The 8,815-nt window shown below is 52.3% G+C and carries 10 protein-coding genes; all 10 read left to right on the forward strand.

Annotated elements, in window-relative coordinates:
- Positions 1-115: 115 nt before the first annotated feature.
- The 10 genes from QW71_RS32910 to lysS all read left to right on the forward strand — a co-directional run bounded on the left by QW71_RS32910 (position 116) and on the right by lysS (position 8,662).
- On the forward strand, positions 116-1,768 hold the full coding sequence (locus QW71_RS32910; RefSeq protein WP_039309531.1) for an anthranilate synthase component I family protein: 1,653 nt from the start codon (positions 116-118) through the stop codon (positions 1,766-1,768).
- Positions 1,765-2,346: an aminodeoxychorismate/anthranilate synthase component II gene (pabA, locus tag QW71_RS32915; protein WP_039309532.1), complete on the forward strand. Its 582-nt coding sequence runs from the start codon at positions 1,765-1,767 to the stop codon at positions 2,344-2,346. The genes QW71_RS32910 and pabA overlap by 4 nt, the downstream gene beginning before the upstream one ends.
- Positions 2,343-3,224, forward strand: a complete 882-nt coding sequence (locus QW71_RS32920) for an aminotransferase class IV (RefSeq protein ID WP_039309533.1) — start codon at positions 2,343-2,345, stop codon at positions 3,222-3,224. The genes pabA and QW71_RS32920 overlap by 4 nt, the downstream gene beginning before the upstream one ends.
- A complete protein-coding gene (gene folP / locus QW71_RS32925) occupies positions 3,221-4,078 on the forward strand; it encodes a dihydropteroate synthase (protein WP_039309535.1) in 858 nt (285 codons plus the stop codon). The genes QW71_RS32920 and folP overlap by 4 nt, the downstream gene beginning before the upstream one ends.
- 30 nt (positions 4,079-4,108) lie before the next feature.
- The gene (folB, locus tag QW71_RS32930; protein ID WP_039309536.1) at positions 4,109-4,471 is read left to right on the forward strand and encodes a dihydroneopterin aldolase; all 363 of its coding nucleotides are present in this window, start codon (positions 4,109-4,111) and stop codon (positions 4,469-4,471) included.
- A 9-nt stretch (positions 4,472-4,480) separates the two neighbouring features.
- Positions 4,481-5,032, forward strand: a complete 552-nt coding sequence (gene folK, locus QW71_RS32935) for a 2-amino-4-hydroxy-6-hydroxymethyldihydropteridine diphosphokinase (protein ID WP_039309538.1) — start codon at positions 4,481-4,483, stop codon at positions 5,030-5,032.
- Positions 4,984-5,193, forward strand: a complete 210-nt coding sequence (locus tag QW71_RS39430; protein WP_039309539.1) for a helix-turn-helix domain-containing protein — start codon at positions 4,984-4,986, stop codon at positions 5,191-5,193. The genes folK and QW71_RS39430 overlap by 49 nt, the downstream gene beginning before the upstream one ends.
- Positions 5,194-5,232: 39 nt before the next feature.
- Positions 5,233-6,249: a tRNA dihydrouridine synthase DusB gene (gene dusB / locus QW71_RS32945; RefSeq protein WP_039309540.1), complete on the forward strand. Its 1,017-nt coding sequence runs from the start codon at positions 5,233-5,235 to the stop codon at positions 6,247-6,249.
- Between the two features lie 224 nt (positions 6,250-6,473).
- Entirely contained in the window at positions 6,474-6,953 is a 480-nt protein-coding gene (gene greA / locus QW71_RS32950; protein WP_039309541.1) for a transcription elongation factor GreA, read from the forward strand.
- A 194-nt stretch (positions 6,954-7,147) separates the two neighbouring features.
- Positions 7,148-8,662 (forward strand): lysine--tRNA ligase, encoded by a 1,515-nt coding sequence (gene lysS, locus QW71_RS32955; RefSeq protein WP_039309542.1) that lies wholly within the window; start codon positions 7,148-7,150, stop codon positions 8,660-8,662.
- Positions 8,663-8,815 lie beyond the last annotated feature (153 nt).

The following is an 8,815-nucleotide window of genomic DNA, read 5'->3' on the forward strand; positions in this document are numbered from 1 at the left end:
GTTTACGGGCTTTTCAAAGTAACCGGATGTACAGTATACTGACAGGCAATAAACTATCGTAGAAGCCAGCGTATGCTTTCGAGGCTATGCTTCACAAAACTTTAGGGGGATAAATGTGGAGATCTTAACGGCTTGGCAGGAGTGGGAACAATGGGCGGACGAAGCCTGGAGCGTTCTTCCGCTGGTCCTTCAGTCACGGCAGGAGAAAGGGGGACTGCCGGGCAGCTGGCAGAAAGCCTGGGAGATGGCTTCACCATATTCCGTGGTCCTGGAGAGCGGTAAGGGCGGACGTTATACGTATTTGGGCTTGCGTCCCGTTTCAGTTATAAAGGGCATTGGGGATAGCGCGGAGCTCTACAGTCTGCCTGATGCGGCTGTGGGACAGCCCCAAGCTGAACCTGAAGCTGCGGAGCTGCTTCAAGGGCAGCCGCTGAAAGTGCTGCAGGAGTGGATGAAGGATTATGTCTCACCCCGCGTACCTGTTGACGGTCAGCCGCCCTTCACCGGAGGTTGTATCGGATTTCTCGGCTATGATGTAGTCCGCTCTCTGGAGAAGCTGCCGTCCTGTGCCAAGAGGGATCCCGATTTCCCGGATTATCTGTTCATGAGGCTGGAAGAGCTGTGGATCTATGACCATCACGAGGATATTGTGTATTGTGCAGTCCATGTACCTGTTCCGGCTGCGATATCCGCTAACAGGGCTGAGCTGCACACCATGTATCTTGATGCTGTGAGCCGTGCGGAGCGAATGCTGGAGGAGTGGCAGCATATCATGGCACCTGCTTCTTCTGAAGTAGCTGCTGCCGCCAAGTATGCTGACATTGCCGGGCTGATTGATACTGAAGTTAATGTCACCGGAGAATGGCCGGGCATGAGCTCGGATTTCTCGCCGGGACAATTCCAGCAGGCCGTGCTGGATGTTCAGGAATACATCCGTGCCGGTGATGTCTTCCAGGTGAACCTGTCGCTGCGTCAGCAGGCGCAGCTGCTGTCCTCGCCGGAGGATGTCTACGAGTGGCTGCGCAGACTCAACCCGTCCCCGTACATGGGGCTGCTCCGCACGCCCGGCTTCGCCCTCTCCAGCGCTTCGCCGGAGCTGCTCGTGAAGCTGCACGGGGACAAGGTCAGCGCCCGCCCCATAGCCGGTACCCGGCGCCGGGGCCACACTCCCGCGGAGGACGCCGCCGGCCACACTCCCGCGGAGGACGCCGCCATGGAGGCGGAGCTGCGCGGGAGCGAGAAGGAGATCGCCGAGCATGTTATGCTTGTCGATCTCGAGCGCAACGACATCGGCCGTGTCGCTGCGTACGGGACGGTCAGCGTGCCGGAGCTGCTGACCGTGGAGCGATACTCACATGTGATGCATCTCGTCTCGCAGGTGGAGGGCATCGCCGCACCCGGCAAGGATGCTTACGATGTCATTGCCGCCTTATTCCCCGGCGGCACGATCACCGGCGCGCCCAAGGTGCGCACCATGGAAATTATTGAAGAGCTGGAGCCAGTCCGCCGGGGTCCATATACTGGATCCATGGGCTGGATTGACTATAATGGCAATATGGAATTAAATATAATTATACGTACACTGGCCGTGAAGGACGGAATCGGCTACATTCAGACAGGAGCAGGTATTGTGATCGATTCGGATCCGTACCGGGAGTACCGGGAATGCCACAACAAAGCCAAAGCGGTAGTGAAGGCGATTCTCTGCAGTGAACGCGAGCAGGAATTGCGGACTACCTCCGGCACCGAAGGAGGAAGCGCAATATGATCTTGGTCATCGATAATTATGATTCCTTTACGTATAACCTGGTGCAATATCTGGGTGAGCTGGGGGAGGACGTTAAGGTATCCCGTAACGATGAGATCAGTATTCAGGAGATTGAAGCCCTGGCACCGGATCATATTTTGATCTCTCCGGGACCATGTACACCGAATGAGGCAGGCATCAGCCTGGAGTTGCTACAGCATTTCAAAGGAGTCATCCCGATCTTTGGCGTATGCCTCGGCCATCAGGCCATCGGACAAGCCTTCGGCGGTAATGTGATCCGGGCTGAACGCCTGATGCACGGCAAAACCTCGCCGATTCACCATAATGGTACCTCTGTCTTCGAAGGACTGGAGTCCCCATTTACGGCGACACGATATCATTCCTTGATTGTAGAACGTGAGAGTCTGCCGGATTGCCTGGAGATTACAGCAGAAACGGCCGAAGGCGAGATTATGGCCTTGCGCCATAAGGAATACCCGATCGAAGGCGTGCAGTTCCATCCCGAGTCGATCATTACCGATCATGGACATACGATGCTGCGCAACTTCCTGAAACGGAGAGCCGGAGAACCGGCATGAAATATATAGGACTTAACAACAAAGCAGTCGACGCCAAAGACGCCGTGGTCTCCGCCCTGGATCACGGCTTTTTGTACGGAATGGGTCTGTTTGAGACCTTTCGCACCTACGGGGGCGAGCCCTTTCTGCTGCAGAGGCATCTTGACCGGATGGCAGAGGGCTGCCGGCAGCTGGGTATTCCCTTTGCGCCGGATGTGCAGCAGCTGCGGGAATGGATTCAGCTTGTAATGGACAAGAATGAGCTTAACGAGGCTTATGTCCGCTATACAGTCACAGCCGGTGAGGATATCCTTGGGCTGCCGGCAGGAGATTACAAGCAGCCTAATCAGCTGCTGTATATCAAAGCGCTGCCGGTACTGCCGGACAGCCTGTATAGCGAAGGCAAAGAACTGCAGCTGCTGCATCACCGGCGGAATACCCCGGAAGGCCCTGTGCGGCTGAAGTCGCTGCATTATATGAACAACATTCTGGCCAAGCGTGAGCTGGCCGGATACCCGTCTGCGTCTAGAGGAGCAGAGGGGTTGATGCTGACGGCAGCGGGCGACATATCCGAGGGAATTGTGAGCAACATCTTTTTCGTCGCAGATAACCGGCTCTATACCCCCGATATAACTACAGGCATTCTCCCGGGAATTACCCGGGAAATGGTGCTGGAGCTGGCAGCATCCGCAGGCCTCCATCCAGAACAAGGCTTTTACCGCTGGGAGCAGCTTGAGGCTGCTGACGAAATTTTCCTCACCAATTCGGTGCAGGAGATTGTACCGGTAACGGCGCTCTGGAACGGGGACCGGCGGATAACGATAGGCAGCGGGCGCTGCGGAGAACGGACAGATGCAATCCTGAAGCTTTACAGAGAAAGGGCGGGGAGGCTGGAATGAAGCCGGTAATATATAAACGGAGCTACCGATGCGGAAGCGGCAGGCTGATTCTAGGCGAACGGACCCTGATCATGGGTATCCTCAATGTGACGCCGGACTCTTTTTCCGATGGGGGATTATGGACAGATCCGGATAGAGCGGTAGAGCATGCACTGCGAATGGCAGCCGATGGTGCCGATATTATTGATATAGGCGGAGAGTCAACGCGTCCGGGTCATCAGCCGGTAGGAATAGAGGATGAGTTGGAACGCGTACTGCCCGTTATCGAGAGTATCCACCGTGCTGCGCCTCATCTGCCGCTATCTATAGACACCTACAAAGCGGAAGTAGCGCGCCGTGCGGTTCAGGCCGGTGCCCATATCATCAACGATGTCTGGGGGGCCAAAGCAGATCCGCAGATGGCGGCAGTTGCCGCGCAGGCGGGTTGTCCGATTATCCTGATGCATAACCGCCATAACCGCAATTATCAGGATTTGATCAGCGATATGACGGAGGATTTAACCGCGAGCATTAACCTTGCCCTGACAGCGGGAGTAGAGCCGCAGAATATCATTCTCGATCCCGGAATCGGCTTTGCCAAGGATTATACGGAGAATCTTCAGGCGATGATGGGCCTGGATGTACTGGGGGAGCTTGGGTATCCGCTGCTGCTGGCCACTTCGCGCAAAAAATTCATCCGTACCGCACTCGATCTGCCGGCGGATGATGTTGTGGAAGGGACCGCTGCTACAGTCGCTTTCGGAATTGCCCAGGGCTGCCAGATCGTGCGGGTGCATGATGTCTCTTTAATCAAACGTACGGTAGATATGTGCGATGCCATGTTGTATGCCGCAGCACCTGTGGTGCGTGAATAGACTATTTTCAAGAGAAGGCAGGAACCCTTAATGGATAAAATGAAGCTGCACCGCATGGAATACTACGGATATCACGGTGTGTTTGAAGAGGAGCGCAAGCTGGGCCAGCGCTATTATGTGGATTTGGAGCTGGAGCTTGACTTGCAGGGAGCGGGTCTCTCTGATGATCTGGAGCAAACCGTGAATTATGCCGAAGTACATTTCTTGGTCAAAAAAATTGTCGAAACAAAGTCCTTCAAGCTGATCGAGGCTTTGGCAGAATATATTGCATCCGCAGTACTGGACACTTATACTGTTATCAATGCAGTAACCGTCAAGGTGACGAAACCGCATCCGCCATTCGATATTCATTTTCAGGGAGTGACCGTAGAACTGCGCCGGACGAGAAAGTGAGACAGAGTCATGAATATACATTCTACCTCTGAGGCATCAGAGGCTTATATTGCTTTAGGGGCTAATTTGGGCGACCGCGAAGGAACGCTGAGAGAAGCTTTGAACCAGCTGGACCGGCATGAAGAGATTGAAGTTCTACGCACCTCATCGGTATACGAGACCGAGCCGGTGGGTTATCTGGATCAGCCCCAGTTTCTTAATATGGCTGCGGCTCTGCGTACTACGCTTGCACCGGAGGCTCTGCTTCATGTCATGCTGGAGACAGAAACCCGGTTAGGCCGTGTACGTGATATCCGCTATGGGCCGAGAACGGTGGATTTGGATTTGCTTTGGGTAGAGGGATTGAGCCTGGATACACCGGACTTAACGCTGCCGCATCCCCGGATGCTGGAGCGTGCGTTTGTGCTCTTACCGCTTAGTGATATCGTTTCGCAGAATGAAGAGTCTTCCGGATTCCGCGGCTTAATTACAACAGCGCTTCAAGACATAGACGGAAAGGAAGGAATTCGCTTGTGGACAACAAACGTATGGGACGGCGGGTTAGAGCGTTCCGAAAGCTGAAGGGTTACACTCAGCAGGAGTTGGCGGATTCTGTCGGAATATCCTTGGCCGTGCTTGGTGCGGTCGAGCGGGGTAATAGACGTTTAGAAGATCAAATTTTAAATAAAATTGCGGATGTTCTGGGAGTTACGGTCGATGAATTAGCCAACCCGGCTACGTAAGCTCCTCAAGCTGATCCACAATATAAGGAAGTGATTCGAATGTTGAAGATTGGCGATATTGAGATGAAGAACCAGGTGGTATTGGCCCCTATGGCCGGCGTGTGTAATCCTGCGTTTCGTCTGATTGCCAAGGAATTCGGGACGGGTCTAGTCTGTGCCGAAATGGTGAGCGGCAAAGCTATTGTGCATGGCAATGCGCGTACCCGTGAGATGCTGTTTGTGGATGAGCGCGAGAAACCGCTGAGTCTGCAGATTTTTGGGGGAGACCGCGAGTCGCTGGTTGATGCAGCCAAAATAGTGGATAAAGAAACGAACGCCGATATCATTGACATTAATATGGGCTGTCCGGTGCCGAAGGTGACGAAATGTGATGCCGGAGCGCGCTGGTTGCTGAATCCGGATAAGATTTATGAGATGGTATCTGCCGTTGTGGATGCCGTGGATAAACCTGTGACGGTGAAGATGCGGATCGGCTGGGACAGCGAGCATATCTTTGTTGAAGAGAATGCGCGTGCAGTTGAGCGTGCCGGAGGCAAGGCAGTCAGTGTTCATGGCCGTACCCGCGAGCAGCTCTATACAGGGCATGCCGACTGGAAGTATATCCGGATGGCCAAAGAAGCTGTATCCATTCCGGTCATCGGCAATGGTGATGTGAATACACCTGAAGATGCGCGGGCGATGCTGGATCAGACCGGCTGTGACGGCGTAATGATCGGGCGGGGGGCGCTGGGCAACCCTTGGATGCTGTACCGGACCATTCAATACCTGAGTACAGGAGAGCTGATGCCTGAACCGGACGCTGAAGAGAAGATCAAGGTAGCTATTCTTCACATGGACCGTCTGATCGCCCTTAAGGGTGAAGCGGTTGCGGTCCGCGAAATGCGCAAGCATCTGGCCTGGTATTTGAAGGGACTTAAGTCAGCGGCCCGGGTGAAGGACGTTATTATGGAAGAAACGAAACGTGACGAGATGGTGCGGATTTTGAGTGATTTTGTCGTTCAGCTTAATGATGAAGAAGCGCAGGAAGGCGCGGATAACGCTCTTTCGGCCGTTTAATTCCCTGATTTGCCGCGTTGTCAGACCCGTCCCTGCCTGCATTATTGAATATCGCTAAACATTATATGGGGCGTCATTGACATTTTGTAGCGGTTCCAATATAATTTCACAGTATAAAATCGCCGTTACAGCAGGAGCAATGGAGAAGGAGGGTTCTGTTCCCTCCGGATTCGCATATAGTATGGTGTTTTCAATAAATGTATACGACAGGAGAATCGGTTGAGATGAGCGATAAAGAAGTCATCCTTACACCGGACGGACTTAAGCGTCTGGAAGAAGAACTGGAGACCCTCAAATCCGTAAAACGCCGCGAGGTAGCGGAACGTATTAAAGTGGCCATCGGCTACGGAGATATCAGTGAAAACTCGGAATATGAAGACGCAAAGAATGAGCAGGCCTTTATCGAAGGACGTGTTCTGACTTTGGAGAAGATGCTGCGCAACGCGCGTATCATTAATAGTGATGAGATCGTGACAGATGTGGTAAGCATCGGAGTAACAGTGAACGTTGAGGATATGGAGTACGGAGACGTTATGGAATATACAATCGTCGGAACCGCCGAATCCGATCCGCTGAATAATAAAATCTCCAATGAGAGCCCGGTAGGCAGAGCCATCATCGGTAAGAAGATTGGTACCATTGTGGATGTAAGTGTCCCTGCAGGCGTCATTCAATATAAAATTCTTGATATCAAAATGAAGTAAGATGGATCCGAAAGCTTCCTTAGGGGAGCTTTTTTCAAAAGAAAAGAATTTATAGGCTTCGCGCAACGTATAACAACCGAAAAATATGGGTGAACACATACAGCTTATATTTTGTACTGGAACGGACTGTCCTCGTGTATGAGGGCGGAGCCGTTTCTTCTTTTGTATACCGTGAGTAAGAGAGGATGAAGAACATGACGGAAGAAATCAACAACGTGGAAACTACAGAGAGTGAACTAAGTGAGTTGCTGCAGATCCGCCGGGGTAAGCTGGACGAGCTCCGCGCACTGGGAATCGACCCGTTCGGCAAGAAATATGAGCGTACAGCAGCAGCTGGCGATCTTCTGGCCAAGTATGACGGACTAACCCATGAGGAACTGGACGAGCTGGCACTTGAGGTTAGTGTAGCAGGACGTATTATGGCTAAGCGGGTAATGGGCAAAGCGAGCTTCTCGCACATCCAGGATCTCAGCGGCAAAATTCAGATTTATGTCCGCCAGGACAGCATTTCTGAATCCCAGTACGCAGCTTTCACCATTCTGGACCTGGGCGATATTATCGGAATCCGCGGTACCCTGTTCAAGACCAAGACCGGTGAAACCTCTATTAAAGTGCATAACCTTGAGGTGCTGTCCAAATCCCTGCTTCCGCTTCCAGAGAAATATCACGGACTGAAGGATGTAGAACTCCGCTACCGTCAGCGTTATGTTGACCTGATTATTAATCCGGAAGTACAGCAGACATTTATTGCGCGTTCACGGATTATCCAATCGATGCGCCGTTATCTGGACTCGCTGGGCTATCTAGAAGTAGAGACTCCAACACTGCATACCATTGCCGGTGGAGCCGCCGCCCGTCCGTTTATTACACACCACAACACGCTGGACATGCAGCTGTATATGCGTATCGCAATCGAGCTTCACCTGAAACGTCTGATCGTAGGCGGTTTGGAAAAAGTATATGAAATCGGCCGCGTATACCGTAATGAAGGAATCTCCACACGCCATAATCCGGAATTCACAATGATTGAGCTGTACGAAGCATATGCGGACTACAAGGATATCATGCAGCTGACAGAGAATATGATTGCTCATATCGCCCAAGAGGTTCTTGGCAACCAGGTGATTAACTACCAGGGGCAAGAAGTAGACTTGTCTCCAGGCTGGCGCCGTGTGACCATGGTGGACGCTGTCAAAGAAGTAACGGGCGTAGACTTCGGGGTCCATATGACGAATGAAGAAGCACAGGCTCTGGCTAAGGAGCATCGTGTGCCGGTTGAGAAGCATATGACCTTTGGACATATTCTTAACGCATTCTTTGAGCAGTTTGTAGAGGAAACGCTGATTCAGCCGACGTTCGTAATGGGACACCCAGTAGAAATATCACCGCTGGCCAAAAAGAATGATCAGGATCCACGCTTTACGGACCGCTTCGAGCTGTTTATTGTGGCACGTGAGCATGCGAATGCGTTCAGTGAGCTGAACGACCCGATTGACCAGCGTCAGCGCTTCGAGGCGCAGATTCACGAGAAAGAGCAGGGTAATGACGAAGCGCATGAGATGGATGATGATTTCATCCGTGCACTGGAATACGGCATGCCGCCTACAGGCGGACTGGGAATCGGCGTAGACCGTCTTATCATGCTGCTTACGAATGCCGCGTCTATCCGTGATGTACTGCTGTTCCCTCATATGCGCAACAAAGACTGAATAATTATCTGATCCGTAACCATAATATCCAAGGGAGCTGCACAAGCAGTTTCCTTGGAATAATGGTTGAAGGGTTAATTAAAAAAAATGCTTGCAATAAGAATCTATACATGATATATTCTATTTCTGGCCGCGAAACATCAACGCCGAGCT

Source organism: Paenibacillus sp. IHB B 3415 (assembly GCF_000802655.2).
Classification (GTDB): Bacteria; Bacillota; Bacilli; order Paenibacillales; family Paenibacillaceae; genus Paenibacillus_AQ; species Paenibacillus_AQ phytohabitans.

What these genes read in the sequence shown, in the direction of transcription:
- pabA (WP_039309532.1), top strand. Translation starts at nt 1,765, where the DNA reads ATGATCTTGGTCATCGATAATTATGATTCCTTTACGTATAACCTGGTG.
- folB (WP_039309536.1), top strand. Translation starts at nt 4,109, where the DNA reads ATGGATAAAATGAAGCTGCACCGCATGGAATACTACGGATATCACGGT.
- folK (WP_039309538.1), top strand. Translation starts at nt 4,481, where the DNA reads ATGAATATACATTCTACCTCTGAGGCATCAGAGGCTTATATTGCTTTA.
- QW71_RS32920 (WP_039309533.1), top strand. Translation starts at nt 2,343, where the DNA reads ATGAAATATATAGGACTTAACAACAAAGCAGTCGACGCCAAAGACGCC.
- folP (WP_039309535.1), top strand. Translation starts at nt 3,221, where the DNA reads ATGAAGCCGGTAATATATAAACGGAGCTACCGATGCGGAAGCGGCAGG.
- dusB (WP_039309540.1), top strand. Translation starts at nt 5,233, where the DNA reads ATGTTGAAGATTGGCGATATTGAGATGAAGAACCAGGTGGTATTGGCC.
- lysS (WP_039309542.1), top strand. Translation starts at nt 7,148, where the DNA reads ATGACGGAAGAAATCAACAACGTGGAAACTACAGAGAGTGAACTAAGT.
- greA (WP_039309541.1), top strand. Translation starts at nt 6,474, where the DNA reads ATGAGCGATAAAGAAGTCATCCTTACACCGGACGGACTTAAGCGTCTG.